23 protein-coding genes and 1 pseudogene are annotated in these 25,222 nt (G+C 41.1%); 16 read left to right on the top strand and 8 right to left on the bottom strand.

Features of this window, described 5'->3' with window-relative positions; all coding sequences use genetic code 11:
• Nucleotides 1–165 precede the first annotated feature (165 nt).
• Nucleotides 166–1,245 (bottom strand): ribosome small subunit-dependent GTPase A, encoded by a 1,080-nt coding sequence (gene rsgA / locus FQ087_RS19845; protein ID WP_370456099.1) that lies wholly within the window; start codon nt 1,243–1,245, stop codon nt 166–168.
• A 473-nt stretch (nt 1,246–1,718) separates the two neighbouring features.
• Nucleotides 1,719–3,062, bottom strand: coding sequence for a hemolysin family protein (locus tag FQ087_RS19840; RefSeq protein WP_188006834.1), 1,344 nt, complete (start codon nt 3,060–3,062; stop codon nt 1,719–1,721).
• A gap of 1,044 nt (nt 3,063–4,106) precedes the next feature.
• Between FQ087_RS19840 and FQ087_RS19835 the strand changes: the two genes are divergently transcribed.
• A complete protein-coding gene (locus FQ087_RS19835; protein WP_149582333.1) occupies nt 4,107–5,846 on the top strand; it encodes an ABC transporter ATP-binding protein in 1,740 nt (579 codons plus the stop codon).
• A gap of 1 nt (nt 5,847) precedes the next feature.
• Nucleotides 5,848–7,602, top strand: a complete 1,755-nt coding sequence (locus tag FQ087_RS19830; protein WP_149582332.1) for an ABC transporter ATP-binding protein — start codon at nt 5,848–5,850, stop codon at nt 7,600–7,602.
• 195 nt (nt 7,603–7,797) lie between these two features.
• Here FQ087_RS19830 and FQ087_RS23190 read toward each other — a convergent pair.
• Nucleotides 7,798–8,170, bottom strand: a pseudogene (locus tag FQ087_RS23190) (transposase); the annotation flags it as partial.
• 237 nt (nt 8,171–8,407) lie between these two features.
• Here FQ087_RS23190 and FQ087_RS19825 point away from each other — a divergent pair.
• Together FQ087_RS19825 and FQ087_RS19820 are read left to right on the top strand one after the other, a co-directional pair.
• Nucleotides 8,408–9,691, top strand: coding sequence for an MFS transporter (locus FQ087_RS19825; protein WP_149582331.1), 1,284 nt, complete (start codon nt 8,408–8,410; stop codon nt 9,689–9,691).
• 44 nt (nt 9,692–9,735) lie between these two features.
• Entirely contained in the window at nt 9,736–9,963 is a 228-nt protein-coding gene (locus tag FQ087_RS19820) for a hypothetical protein (RefSeq protein ID WP_149582330.1), read from the top strand.
• A 35-nt stretch (nt 9,964–9,998) separates the two neighbouring features.
• On the opposite strand, the gene FQ087_RS22615 is transcribed toward FQ087_RS19820, so the two are convergent.
• Together FQ087_RS22615 and FQ087_RS19815 are read right to left on the bottom strand one after the other, a co-directional pair.
• Complete coding sequence (locus FQ087_RS22615) at nt 9,999–10,151, bottom strand: hypothetical protein (protein WP_188006829.1); 153 nt, start codon at nt 10,149–10,151, stop codon at nt 9,999–10,001.
• A gap of 53 nt (nt 10,152–10,204) precedes the next feature.
• Nucleotides 10,205–10,408 carry a YheE family protein gene (locus tag FQ087_RS19815; protein WP_067205894.1) on the bottom strand — a complete coding sequence of 68 codons (204 nt, stop codon included), beginning with the start codon at nt 10,406–10,408 and terminating at the stop codon, nt 10,205–10,207.
• Between the two features lie 71 nt (nt 10,409–10,479).
• Here FQ087_RS19815 and FQ087_RS19810 point away from each other — a divergent pair, with 71 nt between their 5' ends.
• From FQ087_RS19810 to FQ087_RS19790, 5 genes are all read left to right on the top strand, one after another.
• Nucleotides 10,480–10,872, top strand: coding sequence for a ferritin-like domain-containing protein (locus FQ087_RS19810; RefSeq protein WP_149582329.1), 393 nt, complete (start codon nt 10,480–10,482; stop codon nt 10,870–10,872).
• 72 nt (nt 10,873–10,944) lie between these two features.
• Nucleotides 10,945–12,093, top strand: a complete 1,149-nt coding sequence (locus FQ087_RS19805; RefSeq protein ID WP_149582328.1) for a DUF445 domain-containing protein — start codon at nt 10,945–10,947, stop codon at nt 12,091–12,093.
• A gap of 11 nt (nt 12,094–12,104) precedes the next feature.
• Complete coding sequence (locus tag FQ087_RS19800) at nt 12,105–12,452, top strand: YlbF/YmcA family competence regulator (protein ID WP_149582327.1); 348 nt, start codon at nt 12,105–12,107, stop codon at nt 12,450–12,452.
• Nucleotides 12,453–12,564: 112 nt separating this feature from the next.
• The gene (locus FQ087_RS19795) at nt 12,565–14,073 is read left to right on the top strand and encodes a coproporphyrinogen III oxidase (RefSeq protein WP_149582326.1); all 1,509 of its coding nucleotides are present in this window, start codon (nt 12,565–12,567) and stop codon (nt 14,071–14,073) included.
• A 71-nt stretch (nt 14,074–14,144) separates the two neighbouring features.
• The gene (locus FQ087_RS19790) at nt 14,145–14,924 is read left to right on the top strand and encodes an enoyl-CoA hydratase (RefSeq protein WP_149582325.1); all 780 of its coding nucleotides are present in this window, start codon (nt 14,145–14,147) and stop codon (nt 14,922–14,924) included.
• Nucleotides 14,925–15,262: 338 nt separating this feature from the next.
• On the opposite strand, the gene mgsA is transcribed toward FQ087_RS19790, so the two are convergent.
• Nucleotides 15,263–15,667 (bottom strand): methylglyoxal synthase, encoded by a 405-nt coding sequence (mgsA, locus tag FQ087_RS19785; RefSeq protein ID WP_149582324.1) that lies wholly within the window; start codon nt 15,665–15,667, stop codon nt 15,263–15,265.
• Nucleotides 15,668–15,968: 301 nt separating this feature from the next.
• Nucleotides 15,969–16,154, bottom strand: coding sequence for a YhzD family protein (locus tag FQ087_RS19780; protein WP_149582323.1), 186 nt, complete (start codon nt 16,152–16,154; stop codon nt 15,969–15,971).
• 144 nt (nt 16,155–16,298) lie between these two features.
• On the opposite strand from FQ087_RS19780, the gene FQ087_RS19775 reads away from it, so the two are divergent.
• The 7 genes from FQ087_RS19775 to yhaM all read left to right on the top strand — a co-directional run bounded on the left by FQ087_RS19775 (nt 16,299) and on the right by yhaM (nt 24,188).
• Nucleotides 16,299–16,496 carry a helix-turn-helix transcriptional regulator gene (locus tag FQ087_RS19775; RefSeq protein ID WP_149582322.1) on the top strand — a complete coding sequence of 66 codons (198 nt, stop codon included), beginning with the start codon at nt 16,299–16,301 and terminating at the stop codon, nt 16,494–16,496.
• A gap of 2 nt (nt 16,497–16,498) precedes the next feature.
• Nucleotides 16,499–16,810, top strand: a complete 312-nt coding sequence (locus FQ087_RS19770) for a DUF2178 domain-containing protein (protein ID WP_149582321.1) — start codon at nt 16,499–16,501, stop codon at nt 16,808–16,810.
• Nucleotides 16,811–16,871: 61 nt separating this feature from the next.
• Nucleotides 16,872–17,771 carry an ABC transporter ATP-binding protein gene (locus FQ087_RS19765; RefSeq protein WP_149582320.1) on the top strand — a complete coding sequence of 300 codons (900 nt, stop codon included), beginning with the start codon at nt 16,872–16,874 and terminating at the stop codon, nt 17,769–17,771.
• Nucleotides 17,764–19,029, top strand: coding sequence for an ABC transporter permease (locus FQ087_RS19760; RefSeq protein WP_149582319.1), 1,266 nt, complete (start codon nt 17,764–17,766; stop codon nt 19,027–19,029). The genes FQ087_RS19765 and FQ087_RS19760 overlap by 8 nt, the downstream gene beginning before the upstream one ends.
• Before the next feature lie 93 nt (nt 19,030–19,122).
• Nucleotides 19,123–20,343, top strand: a complete 1,221-nt coding sequence (locus tag FQ087_RS19755; protein ID WP_149582318.1) for a metallophosphoesterase family protein — start codon at nt 19,123–19,125, stop codon at nt 20,341–20,343.
• Between the two features lie 9 nt (nt 20,344–20,352).
• A complete protein-coding gene (locus FQ087_RS19750; protein ID WP_149582317.1) occupies nt 20,353–23,253 on the top strand; it encodes an ATP-binding protein in 2,901 nt (966 codons plus the stop codon).
• Nucleotides 23,250–24,188, top strand: a complete 939-nt coding sequence (gene yhaM / locus FQ087_RS19745) for a 3'-5' exoribonuclease YhaM (protein ID WP_149582316.1) — start codon at nt 23,250–23,252, stop codon at nt 24,186–24,188. The genes FQ087_RS19750 and yhaM overlap by 4 nt, the downstream gene beginning before the upstream one ends.
• Before the next feature lie 83 nt (nt 24,189–24,271).
• Here yhaM and FQ087_RS19740 read toward each other — a convergent pair whose 3' ends face one another.
• Nucleotides 24,272–25,153, bottom strand: coding sequence for a peptidylprolyl isomerase (locus FQ087_RS19740; RefSeq protein WP_149582315.1), 882 nt, complete (start codon nt 25,151–25,153; stop codon nt 24,272–24,274).
• Between the last annotated feature and the right edge of the window lie 69 nt (nt 25,154–25,222).

Raw genomic sequence — 25,222 nt, 5'->3', positions numbered from 1 at the left:
TTAACGGCTTATGTAAAAGATGCAGAGAATTTAGTTTTACGCAAGGCTTTAGTGGTAGGGGGATGCGTTATGGAAGAAAAGATTTGGAGAAAGTACTGACCACTCAATAATTGAAAGAGGGCAGCTGATCAGTCAAATTACTGACTGATCAGCTGCCCTCTTTTATTATTTCTTCTTAGAAGGATGATTCCGCATACTTTTCGTTATCTTTTTCCACTTATTCCGTTCTGCGACTTGAGCGGCGGCGTCCATTTTTCGTTCAAGGAATGCCAACTCTTTTTTGAGTTTCAGATAGCTTGCATAACGATCTTCAGACAAATTACCGGTAGCAAGTGCTTCCTGTACGGCACATCCTGGTTCGTTGTTGTGCTGACAATCATTGAACCTACAAGAATTTGCAAATGCTTCCACGTCTTTAAAACCAGAATCTAGGCTCTCACTGTTGTCCCATAGCTGGAATTCTCTCATCCCTGGCGTATCAATCAGTACACCGCCGCCTGGGATTTTTACAAGTTCTCTGTGGGTCGTTGTATGTCGACCTCTATCGTCATCACTACGAATGTTTTGAATAACCATTGTTTCACCGCCGCAAATCGCGTTTGTAAGAGATGATTTTCCTACACCTGAAGAACCCAATAACGCCGCTGTTTTTCCACCTTTCAACAACGAAATCAGTTCGTCAATACCATCGCCTGTGATATTGCTCACTGCAAACACATCTGCGCCCATTGCTATATTTTTTGCTTCTTCAATGTAGTGGGAAGAGTCATCGCATAGGTCCTTCTTTGTCAATACGACGACGGGACTTGCACCTGAATCGTAGGCAGCAATCAGATAACGCTCGAGCCGTCTTGAGTTAAAGTCTTTATTCAACGACATGACTAAGAAAACGATATCGATATTTACTGCGATAATTTGTTCGGCAATCGTTGTACCCGCAACTTTCCTGGAGAACAAAGATGTACGCGGTAAAATGGCATGGATGATTCCACGTTCTTCACCTGGCATTTTTTCTACTACGACCCAATCTCCGACAGCGGGGAAGTCTCGCCGTTCATCAGCTTCGTACTGCATTGCACCAGAACAAACAGATAGCCACTCGCCTTCACTAGTGACTACTCGATACATCCTTTTGTGTTCGAGTGTGACACGTCCTGGTAGGCATTCTTTCATTTTTAATCCATCTATTAAGCTTTCCCAATTTGCTTCGTGGGATGTATTCCAACCGTACTCATTTAAATTAATCAATTTATATTCCTCCTGTTATGTGCATTCTAGAAAAGCGCAAGGCGTCCGCTTAGACACGGCAGACATAAGTTCAATCCTACTAGCTAGATTGCTTATGACCCGATCGTCTGACACCTGGAGCTAGACAATAAAAAAAGCCGTGAGTCCTTTGGTCGGACACCACGACTTTCACACGCATAACAGAATAAGCATGCTTATAATAGAAGCACTGCAGGTGAAAGTATGGGTCCGATCAAATTAGCAATAGGTTCGATAAGAGTAGCCATAAAACATCACCTGCTTTCTGTAAGTTGAATTAATAATAACAAGACAAGAGAAGAAAGTCAATACAGACTTTTCGGACCATTCTGGAAGTTGGTAGATGCAATGAGTGAAGAAGACTACGCTTTATCGGAAGTAAACAACACTATACGAGAAGTTCGAAACGTATCAATCGAAAAAAGCGTCCTCCATAAGGAAGACGCTCTTTGTTAGGACTCCATTGACAATTCTGAAGTATCGTCAGCTTTATCCTCTTCATATTTAAAGACTTCCAGGTAGAGAATATGATGGCCGTCCACGTCTTTCACCATGAATTCAAACCCGTGTTCAATAATCTTTTCGCCTTGGATTGCTTCGAAGCGCTGGGTCATGTACCAGCCACCGATTGTATCGATATCCTCTTCGTCAATTGATGTACCAAGGATATCATTAACATTTTCGATGCGCATCTTGGCGTCAAAAATATAATGGTTTTCCCCGAGGTTTTGGATTTCTGGTATTTCATTCATATCGAATTCATCTTGAATATCACCGACGATTTCTTCTAAAATATCTTCGATAGTTACAAGGCCGGAAGTTCCTCCGTATTCATCCATTAGAATCGCCATATGAATGCGTTCTCGTTGGATTTTGAGTAGAAGGTCGGCGATTGGTATCGTATCGATGACATGTATAATCGGTTTCATATAATTGAAAACCGTCTGATTGCCTGCTGTTTCAGGTTCCTTAATGAAGGCGGTCAATAGGTTTTTCATGTTGACCAGACCAATAATATGGTCTTTATCGCCATCCGTAACAGGGTAGCGAGTATATTGTTCGACACCCATCACGTCGAATACTTCGCGTAATGTCATGTCTTTTTCAATTGTTATCATTTCTGTCCGAGGGGCCATGATTTCATTGGCAATTCGGTCATCAAATTCAAAGATCTTATTCACATATTTATATTCGGCTTGGTTGATTTCGCCGCTTTTTAAACTATCCGATAAAATCATCCGAAGTTCTTCTTCTGTATGAGCGACTTCTGATTCTGAAATTGATTTAAAGCCAAGCAGTCCAACGAAGAGACGTGCAGAACCGTTCATACCTTTAATGATAGGGTACATGAGGCGATAAAATAAAATAAGCGGTTTTGAAAATAATAACGTAATGGCTTCCGCTTTTTGAATCGCGATCGTTTTAGGAGCCAATTCACCTATAACAACATGCAAAAATGTTACTGAAGTGAATGCGATAATGAATGAAAGGATACTGGAAGTACTAGCTGTCAATTCGTAATAAGAGAAAACCGGTTTTAACATTAATTTCACAGTTGGTTCCCCGAGCATCCCGAGTCCGAGAGCAGTAATTGTAATACCCAATTGGCACGCGGACAAATATTCGTCCAAATTACTAATTACCTTTCTCGCAGTTACGGCACGTGGGTTACCCTCCGCTACCAGTTGGTCAATCCGTGTTGCTCTAATTTTCACAATTGCAAATTCACTCGCAACAAAAAATGCGGTGAGAGCGATCAAGACAGCAAATGCTGCCAATCGTATGGCAATATCCAAATAATTACTTTGTTCCAAACCCAAATGAGGGGGAGAACAAAGTGTACACCTCCTATAGTGGTAAAATCCTTAGTTAACTCTATGATAATTTATTTACAAGAAAAAAACAAATAGATACTCTTGTCTATTGTATGTTTGTAGGAAAGAAGATAGAGGGGGAAGTATCAAAAAAGCTATTAGAAAGAGCATAGAAATTGTTCGGGCAAAATTGAAATGGAGGTGACATTTTTCGGCGCTCTTCGGTATATATTGAATGTTTTAGAGTTGAATCTGAAGAGGTGACACTGGATAATTATTGAATTTTTATCGTTCTCGTTGCGATTACAACCATACAAGCAGCTGTTCTTCAATTTGTATGCTGTTGTTGGTATTATATTCGATTTATGCTGCCTTACTGCCGCAAGACGCTTGGCTTTTAGACTAAGTTCTTTTACTGCTGTATGAAGAATAACTTCATCCATTCATTCATATATTTATTGATATTTCCAAAGTGATTATATTTTCAAAAAGTATTGACATCTTAGAAATGGTAATGATAACCTAGATATAGTTAGATACTCGAAATAGAAAGGGAGGTACGGAAAATGAAAAAAGTATTCATGTTCACAAAAAATAATAAAATGAAACCGTGCCTATCCGCATTTTAGTTTTCTAAAACTAAATATACCCGGAGCGGCGCGATATGCCGTTCCTTTTTATGAGCACACGCTTATGTTAAGAGGCGTGTGCTCTTTTTTATTTTTCAATGTAAACGAAATTCGGTGTTTCCACGCATTGCGTGTTGCATAAAGTTGGACTTATTAAGTGGGGGCGATTTTCTCCTACTTAATATAGCCGAACCATTCGGGCAATAAGAAGTCGTTCATACTCCACTTAAAGAAGTTGAGTATGTTAGGGATTCTTATTGCAGGATAAAGTAGGAACAAATAATAGGAAAAGGAGTGTTGACGATGTTAATCATCAATCAGCAAAGAAAATTATTGAAAAAGGAATCTCTAGAAAGCGGATAGTTGTAAGAGAATAAGGAAGAAGGTTGATTAGATTATGTTTTCAGTTTTAGTTAAATTAAAATGGTTTTTTAAAGAGAATCGGAAGAGGTACACAGTTGCGCTTATTCTGCTAATGGTGACGAATATTCTTGTTGTTATACCCCCCTGGCTGATTGGGCAGGCGATTGACTCAATTTATACACAGACGTTGACAGCCAGATTGCTCACTATTTTCATCGGTTCCATGTTTTTGATCATGATTTTCAATTATGCAAGTAACTTCGTTTGGCAATACCAGTTGTTTGGTGGGGCTTATGTCATCGAGCGACAATTACGAGGTAATCTTATGCAACATTTCCTGAAAATGACCCCAACGTTTTATGAGAAAAATAAGACGGGCGACTTAATGGCTAGATCGACAAATGACTTACGGGCAATTTCTGAGACGGCAGGTTTCGGCATTATGACGCTTGTCGATTCCACGCTCTATTTACTGACACTCGTTTTGACGATGGGCTTTCTCGTGTCATGGGAGTTGACACTTGTGGCGATTTTACCGCTTCCAATTTTGGCGTATATCATGCAGGTTCTAGGAAAGAAAATTCACGAAAGATACATGACGGCTCAACAGGTATTTGGAGATTTGAATGATAATGTCTTAGAAGCGGTAGCGGGTGTAAGGGTTGTGCGTGCATACGTTCAGGAGCGTGCAACTGAAAAAGGGTTTGCTGAAATGACGGAAGATGTCTATCAGAAGAATATGCACGTTGAGAAGATCGACGCGTTGTTCATGCCGATTTCAAAAGTACTAACGGGCTTGACATATATGATTGGTCTTGGTTACGGCGCTTACCTTGTCTCTATTGGAGATATGACGCTCGGGAAACTAGTTACCTTTAACGTCTATCTTGGGATGATTGTTTGGCCGATGTTTGCAATCGGTGAGCTAATTAACGTCTTACAACGGGGAAATGCATCACTCGACCGGGTGACAGAAACCCTTGATTACGAAGAAGATGTGAAGGATCCTGATCAACCTGTAAACGTTGACCAACCTGATAGCGTAGGTTTCCGGGACGTTACTTTCACTTATCCGACGTCGCACTCGGTCAACTTGGATGCTATAAAACTCCATTTAAATCGTGGTGATACGCTAGGGATAGTTGGGAAAACCGGAAGTGGAAAGACTACGTTTGTTAAACAGCTGCTGCGTGAATATCCATCCGGTGAAGGAGAAATTGTTTTCTCAGGAGTACCAATGCAGTCTATGACAAAAGATCAGGTAAGGGACTGGATTGGTTATGTACCGCAAGATCATGTCCTGTTTTCACGTTCGGTCAAAGAGAATATCTTATTTGGAAGGCCGGATGCGTCGGAAGCGGACATTGCGGAAACGATTCGCCTCTCCTATTTTGAAAAAGATCTTGAAATGCTTCCGCAAGGACTTGAAACGCTCGTCGGAGAGAAGGGCGTCGCATTATCTGGTGGACAAAAACAACGGATTTCCATTGCGAGAGCACTTGTGAAAAATCCAGAGATTCTTATTTTAGATGACTCGCTTTCTGCGGTTGATGCGAAAACGGAAGCGAAAATTATAGAAAACATTCAAGCGGAGCGTTCTGGAAAAACCACAATCATTACAACACACCGACTATCTGCTGTTCAGCATGCGGATTGGATTATCGTACTTGACGATGGGTGTGTTATTGAAGAAGGCACACATGAGGGCTTACTTGGAATGAACGGCTGGTACAAAGAGCAATTCGACCGCCAACAGATTGGGGAGGTTGAATAATATGAGTACCGGTAAACGATTACTTCATTACGCACTTGACTATAAAAAATTGTTACTGACAGGTATTGTTCTTCTCGCGTTCGCAGTAGCTGCTGATCTGATGGGACCAATGATTGCCAAGAAAATCATAGATGATCATATTGCAGGAGCTCCAGGTGGGGGAATTGATTTCAATCCGATTGCTAAACTACTTGCCATCTTCTTCGGGCTCGCAGTCGTCACTGCAATACTAAGGTATTTCCAGTATTTATTGATGCAAAAGGCGGCAAATCGAATCATTCAGAAGATGCGTAATGATCTGTACGAACATATTCAGACATTGCCAATTCGATATTTTGATAATTTACCTGCCGGAAAAGTAGTTGCAAGGATTACGAATGATACGGAAGCGATACGTAACTTATATGTAACGGTCGTTTCACAGTTTGCGATTAGTGGGATGTACATTACTGGGATTTTCATTGCGATGTTCATCTTAGAACCTAAAATGGGTGCAATCACGCTATTCGTCCTGCCAATACTTTATATTTGGATGAAGACGTATAGGAAGTTTGCTTCAAAAGTGAATCATATCATACGTGGAAAAGTGAGTGATATGAACGCGATGATCAACGAATCGATCAATGGGATGACAATTATTCAGGCATTCCGTCGTGAGACACAGATGGAGGAGGAATTCCGCGAGCTGAATGATGAACACTTCCGCTATCAGAACAAACTGTTGAAGGTAGAGGCTGCAACGTCACATAACCTTGTCGACATAATCCGGTCATTGACCTTTGTGTTCTTTATTTGGTATTTCGGTGGTGCATCGATTACCACTGAAAGTGTCATTTCAGTCGGGATGCTCTATGCATTCGTTGACTACATTACACGGTTGTTCAACCCCGTGACAGGTATTGTTAACCAGTTCGCACGACTTGAGCATTCGCTTGTTGCAGCTGAACGCGTATTCAAACTGTTGGACCGCGAAGGGGAGCCAGTAAGCGACGACAAAATCGCCCGCTACCAAGGAAATGTGCGTTTTGAGAATGTTTGGTTCGCCTATAAGGATGAAGAATATGTCTTGAAAGATCTTACATTCGGAGCAAAACAAGGGGAAACGGTCGCACTTGTTGGACATACCGGATCGGGGAAAAGTTCAATCATGAACTTATTGTTCCGCTTCTATGACGCTTCGAAAGGGAAGATTACGATTGATGGGCTAAATATCAGCGACATGCCGCGCCAGACGGTACGTGATCATATGGGCATTGTCTTGCAAGATCCTTACTTGTTTAGTGGAACAGTCGAGTCTAACATCAGCTTAGGTGACCCGCGTATTACACGCGAAAAGGTGCAACATTCACTCGATGCTGTTGGCGGGGAACTAGTATTGAAACATTTACCTGGTGGGATTGACGAGCCGGTTGTGGAGAAAGGGAGCACGCTTTCTTCTGGACAGCGTCAACTTATTTCATTCGCACGTGCACTTGCGTTCGATCCAGCAATTCTTATTTTAGATGAAGCAACTTCCAACATCGACACTGAAACGGAAGAAATCATTCAGCATGCTATGGACGTACTGAAAAAAGGACGTACGACATTTATCATTGCCCATAGGCTTTCTACTATAAAAAACGCTGATCGTATTTTAGTGTTAGATCGTGGCGAGATTGTTGAACAAGGCTCACACGATGAATTGCTCATACTTGACGGGCAGTACGCGCAAATGTATAAATTGCAGGCGGGAACTTCGATTACGAAGGCTGAATAACAATAATAAGAAAAAAGGGACTTCTGTGTAAATGAGGCCACTGAAAAACTTGCTTTTTTAAATCCGATAAGTGAGCCTAAATTGAAAAAGACGCTATTACGTTCAACTTTGAACGAAATATCGTCTTTTTCTTTCGTATTCCTTACTCCGATTTCCTCATTAACGTCATAATCCGTTTGGGATCCCATGTATCTACATACCAAGTAGACCCGTGGATGTGGCTACAGCATACCTGTGTCTATGTTTCAACTCACTATTCTTCGCTTCAATTTTATAGCGGGACTTCGCCTTCTTTCTGAATTCCTCGCTATTTTGAAACGCTTCTTACTCCTTATGTTTCGTCGATTTAATCATTACGGAATAGGTTTTACTTTTCGTACCTTCTTTATAACAATGTTCACGAAGTGGATAAGTTTTACATTTATTTACATGAAAAATAATAGGTTTGACTTTGAATTCTCACTACATTTTTCTTTCCAATATGTGCTTTTCGAATCGCCATATGGCCAACCTTACAAACAAACATCCCCGTATCTTTATTAAACTCAAATTCATCTTCCTTTGTCCTACTCATTTTTTGATTTAGCTAAAATACTTAAGCTGAACTAGCGAAGGCGCCTTCTTAGTGGCAGCCGTAGCCATAAGACTGGCAGTGGTTTTCTGACTGGCTTATGACGGGAGGCATCCCCAAAGCGCCTGAGCGGGTTGAATGGAATTTTATTTGTACATTTATGTAGTTGAAAAACTATTCTGAAAGACGTATATTTAGAGTGACGAAGTATCTCGTATGGAAAGTAGGAATAGCATGGGGAAATGGTTTGCGGATTGGAAGATGAAAATTTCTTCATTCAATAAAAACGTCAGGCTATTCATGCTTGCGAATGTGCTCATCCAGATAGGGATGGGTGTATTTATGGTCATGTACAATCTCTATATAAAAGAGCTTGGTATGCCTGAAACCATCAACGGAAAGGTCATCTCGATGACAGCGCTGGCATCGGCAATTATGCTCGTTCCAGCTGGATTTTTAAGTGATAAGTTCGGTCGCAAATGGATGATAGTCGGTGGTGCAATTTTCGGAGGAATGACATTGTTTTACCGAAGTGTCGTCGTTGCTGAAACGCCAATTATTTATGCAGCGTTCCTGACTGGATTATTCATGGCATTCGTGCAAGTTTCGGGCGTTCCGTTCCTTGCCGAAAATTCTAAGTCTGCAGAGCGGGTCCACATGTTCAGTATTCACTTTGCTCTAATGACGGTTGCGAATGTTATTGGCAGTTTACTAGGTGGCGTTATTGCAGATGTACTAGAAGTATTTTTGGCTTTCGATGCAGCTGAAGCGATTCGTTGGGCGCTGCTGACCGGTGCAACTATTTTCATGATTGGTTTACTCCCCTTATTTAAACTTCAAAATAAGCCACCTGAACGGGTGCATGTGAAGATACCGACTTTTGAACCGGCAGAGCAAGAGGTGGAGAAAGTCGACAGCAGCTTCAGACGGAATATCGTTCTTATTTTCCACTTTTCATTTGCAAGTTTACTGATTGGATTCGGCTCTGGTCTTGTCGTACCGTACTTGAATTTATATTTCTCAAACCGATTTGATGCTTCGAATGCTTATATTGGTCTTATTCTATCACTCGGATCTGCAATGACGGCAGTAGCTATGCTGATTGGTCCAGCCCTCGTAACAAGGGTAGGGAAAGTGAAAGCACTAATCCTATTCCAGGTGCTGTCGATTCCGTTTTTGCTGTTAACGGCTTATACGACATCACTTTTTCTTGCTTCGCTCGGATTCCTAATGCGACAAGCACTTATGAATGCAGGGAACCCGATTCAAAGTGCTATCGCAATGGAAATTGTGGCAGATAAATACAAAGGGCTTGCTAACTCTGTGAACCAAACTGTGTTTAATATTGGATGGGCAACCATGGGTCCTGTTGCGGCAGGACTCGTTATAGCGAGTGGTTCGTATTGGGGATATGCCTATGCATTCACTATCACAGCTGGTCTTTATGTTGTTTCTTCGACTTACTATTATTTCATTTTTGGCAGAAGAAAGTTGTCGGGGGAAAGAGCTGTCAGATGAATCTGATTTGTTGGTGGTATAATGGGCAAAAAGGGAGTGTTCTTATGGGCATTACGATTGTAGCTGTTGTTTCCATTGCGTTAGGACTGGGAGGTATGCTATTAATCGGTATTTCAATCTACAAGACTCTTTTTAATAAGAAGAAATCGGGAAATATGTTTACGCCATATGACGATATGACGCGGGGAACAAATGACACGAACAGCAACAAATATTTGGAAGAGGATACAAGACACATGGTTGGCATAGAGGAAACGAGGAAAGTAGAATAACAAAACTCCCTGCATATGAGATGCAGGGAGTTTTGTTATTCGCCTCTTTTGAATTGCGTTTCTTTCCAAGCATTTTGCTCGTTAGGAACTCGGCTTTTATCTTCAAAGATATTTTCAGTTTTCTGATCTTGTACTTTTAACTGTTCCTTTTCTTTACGCAACTCTTCAGGGGATTTTTCTTTATTCATACTGCGCCTCCTTAATACGTCATAAAGGACAGTATTCCCGAAGTTTTCACGAATCAATCATAGACATGAAAAATCATCAATTCATGAATCATTTTTTTTAAATTGTCTTCTTCGGGTGGCGTTTCTCCTGTCCAAACAATAACACCTTCAGGTAAATAGTCACCGGTGTACCTTGTATTACGGAAGAAAAATGAGAATGTCCAGCCCGGTAATTGTGTATTGTCAAACATCGGTTTAAAGCTAAAATGTTGCAGCATGTCATTAACTCCTCTCATAAGACGCTACCCGACCGCATAATATCAATAAAAGAAAGCGAAAGGGTGCTGACTTGTTTGTTGATAAATTAAAGCAGGCCATCGAAGATGAGTACAGAGATTATTATTTTTATAAATCAATGCACGGTATGACGAATGATCCACTTTGGCAAGATTTCCTTCAACATATGTATGAAGATGAAAAAAGCCATTATGAAATGTTTCAACAGCTCTATTATATGATGACGGGGACGTTTGTACCAAATCCAAAGAGACCGTTGCCTTGTTATAACTTAAAAGAGTGTGTTCAGCGGGCATTGGTGAATGAGCTTGAGGGAGTTGAAACGTATAAGGAAATGCTGCTGACCGTTCCATTTCAGCAGGCCTACAATCCGTTTTTCATCGCCATGAATGATGAAATGGAACATGCTATTCGCATGTCTACAATGTACAACGCGCTTAGATAAGCCTTTGGATTTTTCCGTTCGGTTTAGTTCTGTTATAATTAAGACTTAACGATACGGAAAAAGGTGAAGCGTATGGGTTTCTTATGGACATTGTTATTCATGGCTTTAATTGGTGCACTAATCGGTGGACTTACAAATCATCTAGCGATTAAAATGCTGTTCAGGCCTCATGAAGCGAAATATATCGGGAAATGGCGCGTGCCATTCACGCCGGGTTTGATACCAAAACGGCGCGATGAACTGGCAATGCAACTCGGTAAGACGGTAACGAATTATTTATTAACACCGGAAACGTTCCGGAAGAAGTTTTTGACACCTGACATGGAAAAGAAAGCAGAGAATTTTCTCCAACAAAAACTTGAGCAGCATATCCTTCACTCTGAAAAAACATTGAATGACTGGCTAGATACTGCCGGCGCGACGAATGTTGCAGAGAAAGCAGAGCGGAAAGTGTTGGAAGTACTCGATACCCAGCTTAACGCCGTCCGTGCAAAACTGACGACGGGATCGGTAGAAGAGGTGCTACCGCAAAAGTGGCGGGTAGAAGCTGCAGGGCGCATTCCAGCCATAACAACCTACATTTTAGGCAGGTCGGAAGCCTACTTTGAATCAGATGAAGGAAAAGAAATGTTCCGCAAAATGATTGATGATTTCCTAGCATCAAAAGGGACACTTGGAAGTATGGTAAATATGTTTTTTGGAGAGTCTGAATCGCTTGTTGGAAAAATCCAGCGTGAAGCACTGAAATTTGTCGCTGCATCAGGGACATATGATCTTGTGAATACAATTATACTTAATGAATGGGAAAAGCTTCAAAAACGTCCCGTTGACGAACTTCTTGGAGGATTTGATTGGGATGGATTATTCGATTCGGTCCGATCTTATGCAAAAAAAGAACTTGTACTAGAAGCTCGTTTGAATAAGACAATACAGGATTATTGGCCTGCAGGGGCGGAATGGACAGCTGTTAATCTGACACCGACACTGACTAGCTTTGCATTCAAGCAGGCAGAAAAACAAATGGAGATATCGCTTCACAAACTTAAATTAGATGATATGGTTAGAGAGCAGGTCGATGCGTTTCCAGTAGCAATACTGGAAGATCTAGTGCTTGGCATTTCAAGGCGCGAATTCAAGATGATCACCATACTTGGAGCATTTCTGGGCGGTTTGATTGGAATTGTTCAGGGCCTTATCGTCTTTGCAACAAATTTATCCTAGGAGGACTTTAAATGACAGTGAATATCTATGACGATTTAAACAAATTGGAAGCAACATTCCGGAAAACGGAAGAATTTTTAGAAGTACAACAAGCAGTAGAAGAAGTAAAAGCAGATGAGGATGCATTAGCGTTATTCAAGAGCTTCCGTAAAATCCAATTGAGCCTTCAGGAAAAACAGATGCAAGGTGAAGAACCAGTCGCTGAAGAACTTGAATATGCTCAAAAAACTGCACAACTTGCTCAGCAAAACCCTAAAATTATGAAAATGCTTGAATCAGAAATGAAATTGAGCGGTTTGATCGAAGAAGTAAACCGTGTACTCATGAAACCAGTACAACAATTATACGAATCCATCTAAAAACCGGCCTAGGCCGGTTTTTCTTCTTTAACTGCGTAAATTTGCTATAATGATTTTATGTTCTTCTTAAGAAAAAATTTCGGATTTATTAATAGAAAGTTGGGTATTCACAATGCAAAAAATCGTCATGAAAGAAAACTTTGAACAGGGCTGGATTAGGATGTTTACGCATCTTGCAAACCTTTTCTTTGAACAATCAAAAATCGTTGATGAGGATGAAGAGGGAGCGATCCAAGCAAAATTGACGTTGGATCGGACGCTAGATGGACAACTTGTCGGGAAGGCAATCCTAATGTGGGATGGCGTTGAATATTCTGCTGAGTTTTCTGAGAAAGAAGAAACCGACGATGATAAAGTAATAACTCGGCAGTTAAAGCGAATTTATTCACACGTCTTCCTTGAAACGCTTGAACAGGCTACGGGGATGCGTCAATCCTGGGGAATTTTAACAGGGATCCGTCCGATGAAACTGTACCATAAATATCGCCGTGAAGGACACAGTTCGGAAGAGGCTCAGCAGCTACTAATGGATAGCCATCGACTGTCGAATGAAAAAAGTAAACTTCTAGCAAAAATAGCGAATGTACAGTTACGAACTGTGCCTGATTTACATGAATTAGAAAATGAAGTAAGTATTTATATCGGTATTCCATTTTGCCCAACGAAATGTGCATATTGCACGTTCCCAGCCTATGCAATTAATCGTAAAAGTGGACGAGTTGAAACATTCCTAGATGGATTGCATGACGAAATCCGCGAAATGGGGAAATGGCTAACAGAGCGAGACATGGCCATTACGACGATTTACTTTGGTGGAGGAACACCAACATCTATTGAGGCGGAAGAAATGGACGCACTGTATGAAACTATGTACGCTTCATTCCCGAACATGGATAAAGTCAGAGAAATTACGGTAGAAGCGGGTCGTCCTGATACGATTACGCCTGCGAAAATCGATGTGCTGAAAAAATGGGGAATTGACCGGATAAGTGTCAATCCACAATCCTACACAGATGAAACACTGAAAGCAATCGGTCGTCATCATACTGTCCAAGAAACAGTCGATAAGTTCTGGCTGTCCCGCGATATGGGGATGAAAAATATCAATATGGATCTCATCATTGGTTTGCCAAATGAGGGAATGGAAGAATTCAAGCATTCACTTGCTGAGACTGAAAAAATGCAACCTGAATCGCTGACAGTTCATACATTATCATTCAAACGGGCTTCTGAAATGACCCGCAATAAAGATAAATACAAAGTCGCCGATCGTGAAACAGTCGAGCAGATGATGAAGCTTGGAGAAGAGTGGAACGCTGCAAATGGCTATGAACCATACTACTTGTACCGCCAAAAGAATATTTTAGGTAACTTAGAAAATGTCGGCTACGCAAAGCCCGGTGAAGAAAGTATCTATAATATTATTATTATGGAAGAGGTACAGACAATCATTGGAGTAGGATGCGGGGCTTCAAGTAAGTTCATTGACCCTGAAACGGGGAAAATTACGCAGTTCTATAATCCGAAAGATCCAGCAGCTTATATCCTGACGTATGAAGATTCCATCGTGAAGAAACTTGCTCATCTTGACGCGATATTTCCGGAGACAGTAAATAAATAAAGGGTTTATTGAAAAAACACCGAATCTAAGAAGTGAATGGTAATTCATTTTCTGCGAAGGGGTGTTTTTTTATGTATTCAACTGTCGAATTAAAAAAAGAGGGACGTCTAGCACATCTTACCTTGAATAGGCCTGCGTCGATGAACGCGATGGATAATGTCATGATGAAGGAACTTGCAGATGTCTTTGAAGAATTGAAAAGTGATGTGTCAGTTCAAGTTTTGATTATCCAAGGGGCCGGTCGTGCATTTTCTGCGGGTGGGGATATTAAAGCGATGCTAGATCCGAATAGCCCAATGGATATTGGTACAGTGATGGTAGACGTTTCACGCCTTGCAAAAGCACTTTATACATTACCGCAAGTTACGATTGCGGTCGTCCATGGCGCGGCGGCAGGACTTGGGTTTAGCCTTGTACTCGGATGTGATTATATTATTGCGGAAGAAGAGAGTAAACTTGCGATGAACTTCATTGGCATTGGTCTAATTCCAGACGGGGCAGGTCATTTCTTTTTAAAAGAACGCGTGGGTGTGCCTCAAGCGAAAAGCCTCATTTGGTCAGGAAAAGTGATGAATGGTCAAGAAGCACTTGAAAAAGGACTAATCGATGAAGTGACTGCGCAAGGTAAAGGTGCTGAACGAGGCGAAGCGTTTGCTCATAAACTGCTAGCGTCACCAATTGCAGCAATGATTGCATCGAAGAATATTTTACACGCACAAAAAACGAAGGAACTTGAAAGTATTTTAGAAATGGAAAGCGAAGCACAAGTGGCAATGCGTAAAACAGCAGATCACCTGGAAGGTATTCAGGCATTTGTAGGGAAACGTAAGCCTGAATTTATTGGTAAATGATTATTGAGTGATATGGCATTGATTTAGGAAGCTGAGTTTTTTACGCCATCCTGAATCAGTGCCTTTTTTGTATTAGATAAGTTAAACGAAGGTTATTATGCAATTAAAACATGTGGCGGTCATAAAACGGCTGATGCCGATCATAATTGAAACCGTGCCGAGCATAATAGAGCTCATGCCGATCATAACTGCACCCGTGGCGAGCATAACAAGCTCCATGGCGGTCATAACGAACGGACGTATACATTTGATCCAACGCTTTCATTTATAAAAAATACCAAACATGTATCCGTTGCATAGTCGGATACATGTTTGGTATTTTTTATTTGAATTTGAAGTTATTTATACTTATCCAGCATTTCACGCCATGAAAAATATCCTTTTTCCACAGCGCGGATTAACAGCTCAGCCGTTGCAATATTCGTTGCGAGCGGGATACCAAAGACATCACAAAGGCGTAATAAAGCACTGACGTCAGGTTCATGTGGTTGAGCAGTTAGTGGATCTCGGAAAAATAAGATTAAGTCCAGTTCGCCAGTTGCAATCATTGAACCAATTTGCTGATCACCACCTAAAGGTCCCGAATTAAGTCGTGTTACAGATAAATTAGTCTCATCCATGATTCTTTTTCCAGTTGTACCGGTAGCAAATAATGTGTATTGCGAAAAGATGTGTTCGTAGGCGATTGTGAAATTCACCATTTCATTTTTCTTTTCATCATGGGCAATTAATGCGATTTTCACTTCTCAACACCCCGTCTATTTGTATGATGGAAATGGCCTGTTTTATGTTTATGGTTACAGAATAAGTGATCATCTATATATGTTGAAATAAAGTATTCCATTGAATTCGCTACGGCGCTCGGGGATGCCTCCCGCCCTACCAGTTACTCTTTTGCATTTATTGTATAATTCCTGCAAAGGACGCAGAAATTATACAAACCGAACCCTTCGCAGTTCGGTTGGCTTCGACTACCCCTTTAAGGCGCCTCCGCTTAGTTAATATAGGTATTCATTTGTTCAACATATATAAGCGTAAATTTATTCAAGAATGGAACAATAACAACTTACCAGCTGGTGAAGCAAGGCGGTGTGTTTTTTTGAGTAGACTTTTCTCTTCAAGCATTATTTGGCCTTTTACTTTTGCTGCATCGTCTGTTTCGGCTGTGAATGTTTCTTCTGTAATTAATGCTCCTGTTGGTTCGAAGGCTGTTAGTTTATATGTTTTCATATAATTCACCCTTTCCGCTCTATTTCATTCATTATACTATGAAAGATTCTAAAAGGAAATTTGTAAAGGTTGCTTGACATCCTGAATATAGTAAAGTAACCTTTACGTAAAGCTACCTTTACTATTGAAAGGGGGAGCATTGAAGTGAATAACTTGATAAAGGAAATGCGCACTGCGATGGGGTTAACGCAAGATGATCTCTCGGAGAAGCTGGAAGTTTCGAGGCAGACAATTATCTCTCTTGAAAAAGGTAGATACAACCCATCACTTGTTTTGGCGTTTAAGATCGCTAAGTTATTCGAGTGTCGTATTGAAGATATTTTTAAACCGGAGGAGGAATAAAGATGCGTGAGGAGTTCCACTTACTCGCTTTCATGCTAGGTTTGCCCGCTGGACTTGGAGTAGCATTAGCCGTGTGGTACTTCGTATGGAAAAAAGGGAAGAAGGAACGACGATATGACGAGCGCTATAAGAGGATTCAGGATCAAGCAAAGTCGCTCTCCTGGGCAGTTACAGTGTTGGCTATTATTATTGCATGGGCAATCGTCATTATTTTTGAAGGACCCGGTCTTTCTTTCTTTTTGTTCACTGCGTTATATGTAATTGCTATGGTTTCTTACGGAGTTGCATCCGCTATTGTAGATAAAAAGAATTAACTTGAAACTTCAGAGTACCAGATACGTATAGTTAATAATGGAAAGAGAAAGGGGTAACGAAATGTCATTACTACTTGAAAATGTAACAAAAAGATTTGGGGACTTCACAGCGGTAGATGATTTGACGCTGTCTGTTGAAAAAGGCACGATGTACGGGTTTCTTGGGGCGAATGGTGCAGGTAAGACGACTACGTTTCGGATGATTCTTGGTCTATTGAACGCTAATGAAGGACGGATTACATGGAATGGGAAACCGATTTCTTATGCGACGAGTCCTGAGATTGGCTATTTGCCGGAGGAGCGAGGGCTTTATCCGAAAATGAAAGTGGAAGAGCAACTGATTTTTCTAGCACAATTGCGTGGCATGAAAAAGTCCGATGCAAAGGTGGCTATGAATAAATGGCTAGAACGAATGGAAATCACTCATTATGCCAATAAAAAAGTTGAAGAACTATCAAAAGGGAATCAGCAAAAAATCCAAGTAGTTGCATCTCTTATGCATAACCCTCAACTGTTAATTCTTGACGAGCCATTTTCAGGGTTGGACCCAGTAAACGTTGAAATGTTGAAAGAGGCAATACTTCAATTCCGTAACGATGGCGCAACGATTGTATTCTCAAGTCACCGCATGGACCACGTCGAAGAATTATGTGAGCAACTAAGTATTATCGATAAAGGGAAGCAAATTGTGAGCGGTACACTTCGTGATGTAAAGCGGTCATTTGGCAAGCAGAATGTACGCATAAATTCGGACAATGATTTAGCGCATTTGGCAACAATTGCAGGTGTTACATCTGTACAGAAATCGATTGAAGGCGCACTTTACCAAGTTGAAACTGAACAAGTTGCCAATGAATTGCTGACAGCGGCATTAAAGTCGGGCCCGATTCGTCATTTTGGAATTGAAGAACCTTCGCTGCAAGATATTTTCATCGAAAAGGTGGGGAAGCAAAATGCGTGAATTCATGATCATTTTTAAACAGGCATTTATGACAAAAGCGAAAACGAAATCGTTCATCATAACGACATCTATCATGATTGCGGCGGTTTTCCTTTTTGCAAACATGGAGAAAATTATTGATACAGTTAAAAGTGCGACGGGTGGAGAAAGTGATTCGGCGGAAGTGCTACAAGTATTCGATGAAAGCGGCGTTCTCGCAGATCGGTTAAAGATGCAGTTCGAGACAAATGAATCAGACGTTCAAGTAGAACTGTCCAGCAAATCGGAAAAGGTACTTACGGATCAAGTGAAAGAAGGAGAAATCGATTCGTTCGTAACGCTTGCACTTGATAATACGAATACAATTCAAGCGAACTATGTCTCCATGAGTGCTATGGAGTTAACGCTTCCAATGATGTTACAAGATGCACTTCAAGCGATACAAACAGAAATGAAAGCGGAAGAGTTATCATTGTCTGGCGAACAGGTGGAGACTCTATTCGCACCCATTCAATTTGAGCAGGAATCGGTATCTTCGTCAGCAAAATCTCAAGAAGAATTGAGTCAAGCGCGTGGTCTTGTCTATGTACTCATGTTTCTTATCTATTTTGCAGTCATCGTTTATTCGAGTATGATCGCAACAGAAGTTGCGGCAGAGAAGTCATCACGTGTGATGGAAATTCTTATTTCAAGTGTATCACCTGTTAAACACATGTTTGCAAAAGTACTTGGCATTGGATCGCTCGGTCTTTTACAAATGGTATTGTTGGGGCTGGCGGGGTATATTGCATTGAAAACAACAGCATCTGAGATGGCAGACGGTTTCTTTTCCGTCTTCGGCTTTTCGACTATGAATGTAGGAACGCTTGTCTATGCACTAGTCTTCTTCCTATTGGGGTACTTCCTCTTCGCTACATTAGCGGCTCTTCTGGGCTCACTTGTTAGCCGAACGGAAGATGTCCAGCAAATCATTATGCCAATGACGTTGCTAATCGTGGCAGGGTTCATGATTGCAGCAACCGGGCTCGGAAATCCTGAAATGGCATATATAAAATATGCTTCGTTTTTCCCGTTCTTTGCACCGCTCGTAATGTTCTTGCGCGTTGGAATGCTCGACTTACCCGCTTGGGAACCAATATTGTCAATAATAATCATGCTCGTGACAATTTTCATCCTTGGCTTCTTCGGAGCACGCGTTTACCGTGGCGGCGTTCTTATGTACGGACCATCTCGGTCTTTGAAAGATATTAAAAAGGCAATTCAGCTCGGAAAAGAATAAGTGAGATTTGAAAAGACTCTGAATTAATTCGCAGAGTCTTTTCATTTATGATAAAATAAGAACAAGTATTCGTTGAATAAAGGAGGGGCAAACTTGTCTACAATTCGATTTATCCACACAGCTGATTTGCATCTCGACAGCCCATTCAAAGGTATGACAGGATTGCCGACAGATCGTCTGAACAGTTTACGAGATAGTACCTTTGCAGCGTTCAATAAATTAATTGAGCACGCAGTCAAAACGAAACCGGATTTCGTCTTAATCGTTGGTGATATTTACGATGGGGAAGACAGGAGTTTACGCACACAGATGAAGTTCCGAGAAGGAATGGTGAAGTTGGATGTGGCAGGTATTCCAGTATTCATTTCACATGGCAACCATGATCATCTTGGTGGAAGATGGACACGGTTTGATTTACCGCCGAATGTGCATGTTTTCGATGAGAACGTTGAAGCAGTTCGTCTGAACGTGGGTGATCAGGAGGTATTAATCCATGGCTTCAGTTATAAGGAAAGGCATATCCGCGATAAAGTGATTGACCGTTATCTTGTTGCTGAAGGTCAAGAAGCATTTAATATTGGAATGCTACATGGCAGTTTGGCGGGAGATGAAACACATGCAGTTTATGCGCCATTTACAAAAAGTGAGTTGCTTGCTAAGCATTATGATTACTGGGCGCTTGGGCATATCCATGTAAGGCAACAGCTACATGAATCGCCTCCAATCATTTACCCGGGAAATTTGCAGGGACGTCATCGCAATGAGCGTGGTACTAAAGGATTTTATGAAGTTGAGCTCTCGAAAACAAAAGCATCACTTCATTTCATCCCAGCATCAGCAATTGTTTTTGATAGACTCGAATTGTCTTGTAGAGGAATGAGCCATGCGAATGAGTGGCTGACGGCATGTTCGGAATCGCTAGAGTCATTCAAAGAGCATAATGGAGCAGGAATTGTGGAGCTATTGATGACTGATATCGACAGTGAAGCTGCGAATTTGTTCAGTCAATCGCCGATGGAAGAATGGTTGGAGGTCCTGCGTGACTTTGCGGGTGAAAGCGAACCTTTTGTCTGGGTGCAGAAGATCACATTTGCAAGTCAGGTGAATCTCTCTATTGCATCAAGTGCACTAATGCAATCAGTAGCTGGGATGATTGATGATTGGACAAAAGAGGACTGGAAAGATGTGTTAAAAGATGTTTACCAACATGCACGAGGCGTCAAATACTTAGACGTTCTGACTGAAGATGAAATTGATGAAGTGAAAGTCGGAGCAACAGTATTGTTGGCTACGGAAATGTCAGGAATGGAATGAGGTGTTTAAATGAAAATCGAAAAATTAAACATTTATGGATTTGGAAAACATGAAAATGTCACCGTGGATTTTGGACAAGGTATCACTGTAGTTTATGGATTGAATGAAGCAGGGAAAACGACTATTCAGCAGTTCATCCTGCATATTTTATTTGGATTTCCGCCAAAAAACAATGCGCTTTTACGCTACGAACCGAAATCAGGCGGCAAGTATGGCGGGCAAGTGCATCTTGAAGATGAGACATATGGGAAATGCATCGTCGAACGGATTCGTGGGAAATCTGCTGGTGATGTTACTGTCTATTTCGAGGATGGAACTAAGGGTGGAGAAGAGCAATTGAACACGCTACTTCGCCAGTATGACCGCGCTTCATTCGAATCCATTTTCTCATTCTCCCTGTTACAGTTACAGGGATTTGAAAAAATGGGTGAAGAGGATTTAAGCAGGACACTTCTTGCTTCGGGAACCACTGGCGTTGACTCATTGTTACAGCTTGGAAACCGAATGGAAAAAGAACTGGGAGATTTGTTCAAAAAGTCGGGGAGAATTCCGGAGATGAACGTCAAAATCATGGAACTTCGGGAATTGGAAATAGAGCTGAAAGACGAGCAGGAAAAAGTAGGGGAATATGCACCTTCAATTGAAAGAATAGGGGAAATCGATAACTTGCTTATAGAGTTGCGAGAACAGGAAAAAGAACTTATACAAGGTTCACAGAAGCTCGCTCTCGTACGACAGTTGCTGCCCCTCCATCAAAAAAAACAAGTATTGGATGCAAGAATGTCACAATTAAATGCAATAACTTTTCCGGCAGATGGTATCCGGCGCTATGAAATGCTTATTGGGAAGTTAACAGAAGCCAAAGCTACTAAACAACTGTTGGAAGAAGAATTAGCGGAGATACTGACACGATTGCCTGAACAGTTTGAATTCGAACGCATTGCTGAACTTGAAATTTTGCTGTCGAAAGAAACTGAGTGGCATAGATGGCAAACAGCAGTTTCTTTTGAAGAAGATAACATGAGTCAGCTAACCAGTTCTAAGAGACGTCTGCTCGATAGACTTGGTGTCAAAGGGTTTGAAGCAGAAAACACTATTTTAGAGGCTGATGTTTCAATCCAAAAGGAAGAACAGATGCACAAAATTATTCGAGAACTCACCGAAGACGATCAGCAAATTGGCTTTGTAAATCGCCAACTCATCCAAGTGGAAAATGAGTTAGCTGATACGGAAACTCAAATTGGTGGAATCGAACGCATTGCCCCTACCGTAGAGGAATTAGAACGGGTAAAGCAGTGGCCCAAAATTCGCCAGCAACTTGCTGAAGCGAAAGCTTATGTTTCATTAAGTGGACGACAAGCAGAACAGAAATCACTGATGATACCTGCACTTCTTGTCGTACTTGCTCTGGCGTTCATCGTTTTCGGTTTCATCCAAACTGAATGGCTCATAATTATAGCTGGTGTTATCGTTTTAGGATTAGGTATCCTGATGTATCCAAAGAAACAGCATCAAACGCCCGTTTCATCGAAACTGCAGCAGATGGAAAAAATCATTGCCGCATATGATGGGAATGAGCGCCAAATGGAAGAACTTTCAGAGCGAATTGGCATGTACAAGCGCAAGAAGGAAGAGTTGCATGAAGTATTTATGATACTTGAAAGAAAATACCAAACGCTGACAACCGAGCTTGAGAATGTCTATAGCAATCGGCGGCAAATTGAATTAGAATTGGCCGGATTTTTAGCGCTTTATGGTTTCAATGAAATTCCTTCAACCGGGATTATCCCGGAATTATTCCGTATGATTCGAGAAGTTCAGGAAGTTACTAGAGAGTTGAATGATGCTGTGATACGGCTGCAAACGATTCAGCAGCAAATTGTTGAACGGTTAGCAGAAGCTGAAAAAGTAATAAGGAAATCTGCACCGCAAGCAATGATTTATGAGATGCTAAGAAGGGAATTCATACAGCTGAATGAACAAGCAGAAACAATCAAGTCATTGACAGCTGTTTTTGAACGCAAAGAATCTGCGCTGAAAGAAACAACCAGCCTTGCAAACTCCTTGCTGGAAAAAGTGCAGGCTCTGTTTGCTGAATCGGCAGCAGAAACTGAAGAAGCCTTTTACGCAGCATATAATAGCCACCAGGAAGCGTTTCGTCTAAAGGGGCAACTTGAGGATGTCGATGCTCAATTAGCATCACATGGACCGCTTGAATTGCCTGGCATGGTTATGGATGATGAGCTGCGGAAAAAAGTGGATGATAATAGCGCAACACTTTCGTCGATTAGCGAAAGGCAAAATGACTTAATCAATGAAAAGGCCGCTCTTGTTAACAAAACGGAACGACTACTTTCAGATGAAAATTATGGTCGTAAACTGCAACTCTTCGAAATGAAAAAATCGGAGCTTGCAGAACTCGCCAAAAAATGGTCTGAACGAAAAGCAATTACTGAAGCAATCAGTCGGACAATGTCGGAGTTGAAAGAAAAGAAATTGCCTGAAGTGCTTGAAGCAGCAGAAAAATTGTTCTGTGAACTGACGGGCGGGAATTATGAATCACTTAGCGTAACGGAGACGGGGCATTTCGAAGTATTAGCGAAAAATGGAATGCGTTATCCAATTGTAGAACTGAGTCAGGCCACAAAAGAGCAAGCCTATATTGCGCTTAGGTTTGCGCTTGCGGCATCAATAGAGAGTACGGCTCCTTTCCCATTAATGTTGGACGATCCATTCGTTCACTTTGACGAAGAGCGACTTTCGCGTATGATTGAACTACTAGACAATTTACAAAACAAGCATCAGTTCATTTATTTCACATGCCACGGAGCGATGAAGGATAAATGGCGGGAGGCAACAATACTAAACGTTTCCGAAATCGGAAGCGAACGGGGAGCGATGGTCTTATGAAGAAAATAGCAGAATATAATGCAGGTGAACCGCTTGATCTTTTCTTGCTCGTTAAGCAATCTACAAAAGGAGTTACTACACAAGGTAAACCGTTTATGACTCTTATCTTGCAAGATAAAAGCGGTGATATTGAAGCGAAGCTTTGGGATACGACTGATGAGCACGCGCAGACATATGCTGCAGCATCGATCGTCAAAGTTGGCGGGGAAGTACATGAATACCGTGGGAAAAATCAGCTGCGCATCAAAAGTATTCGTCCCGTAAAAGAGGATGAGGGAGTGGCGATTGCTGATTTAGTTCCGTCATCGGCAACAAGTAAAGAAGTATTATACGAAGAGTTGATGCAGTATTTCTTTGAAATGCAAAATCCGCAAATTCAAAGAATTACTCGTCATTTATTGAAAAAACATCAGACTGCTTTCATGACGTACCCTGCTGCGACAAGAAATCATCATGATTATGTATCAGGCCTTATCGATCATGTTGTTTCAATGCTGAAGCTTGGGAAAGCACTAGCGGATCTGTATCCGTCACTCAATAAAGACTTACTGTTCGCAGGAATTATCTTGCATGATGTTGGGAAAGTAATTGAACTTTCAGGTCCAATTGCAACGCAATACACGGTCGAGGGGAATCTGCTAGGTCATATTACAATTATGGTCAATGAAATATCAAAAGCAGCTGACGAACTTGAAATTTCTGGCGAAGAAGTTATGCTGTTGCAACATATGGTTTTATCCCACCACGGTAAGGAAGAGTGGGGAAGCCCGAAACGTCCAATGCTGAAAGAAGCGGAAATTCTTCACTACATCGATAACATAGATGCGAAGATGAATATGTTGGATCGAGCACTTGGTAAGACAGCTCCTGGTGAATTCACGGAAAGAATTTTCCCTCTCGATAACAGATCGTTTTATAAACCTTCAATTGAATAAAGTAAATCTCTAACTTGGAGGACTTACTGGTAATATGCAAAAAAAAGCTGTCTCCTTTATACAAAGGGACAGCTTTTTGTGTATTATTTTTTGTCAGTTTTAGCAGTTTCTGCAGCTGGAAGGTAGCCTTCAAGTGCACCTTTAAACTCATCAGATTTAATGTCTATATCAGATGCTTTCAACAGTTTGACAAGTTTCTCTTCGAATTTGGCTTTCTTAAGAGTGTCTGTAACTGTTACTTTTAGTTCTTCATCAGTTTGTTCAAGTTTAGCTTCACGTGTATCAACCAATTCGATTACATGGTATCCGAAGCTTGATTTAACTGGTTCACTAACTTCACCTTTTTTCAGTGCGAATGCAGCTTTTTCGAATTCCGCTACCATTTTACCAGGACCGAACCAACCTAGGTCTCCACCTGATTCCTGAGCAGCTGGCTCAGTAGAATACTCTTTCGCAAGTGCTTTGAAGTCTTCGCCTTTTTTCAATTTCGCAAGTACTTCATCAGCTGTTTTCTTATCTGCCACTAAGATATGGCGAGCATTGATTTCTTTTTTCATATCTGCGATACCAGCGTTGATTTCCTCATCAGTAACTTTCAATGATTCAATCATTTTTTGTTGGATCAATTGAGATTTTACATTTTTTTCGAAAAATTTCTCTGTTATCCCCTGTTGCATAAGGTACATGTCAAAGCTTTCGCCATACTGTTCCTTTTGTGCTGCAATTGCATCTTTCAACTCTTTATCAGTAACCTTATATTCACTTTCAATCGCTTGTTGAAGAATTAGGTTTTCAACAACTTGGATACCGATTGCTTCTTTCATCTCAACATATAGATCTGCTTTTGTAATATCACCATTTTTAGAAGTTGCGATGATCTCTTCATCACCGGTGTTCTTATCGCTGCACGCTGAAAGTGCAAGAACAGATGCGGCCATTGTAAGTGCTAAAATCGTTTTTTTCATTTTAGAATCTCCCCTAACTTTTATGTGCAACAGTAGACATTATAACACAAAATTCCATTAAAACAAAAA

The organism is Sporosarcina sp. ANT_H38, from assembly GCF_008369195.1.
Lineage (GTDB): Bacteria > Bacillota > Bacilli > Bacillales_A > Planococcaceae > Sporosarcina.
Note: the sequence above shows the minus strand (reverse complement) of the source record. Positions and strands in the feature narration are given on the sequence as shown.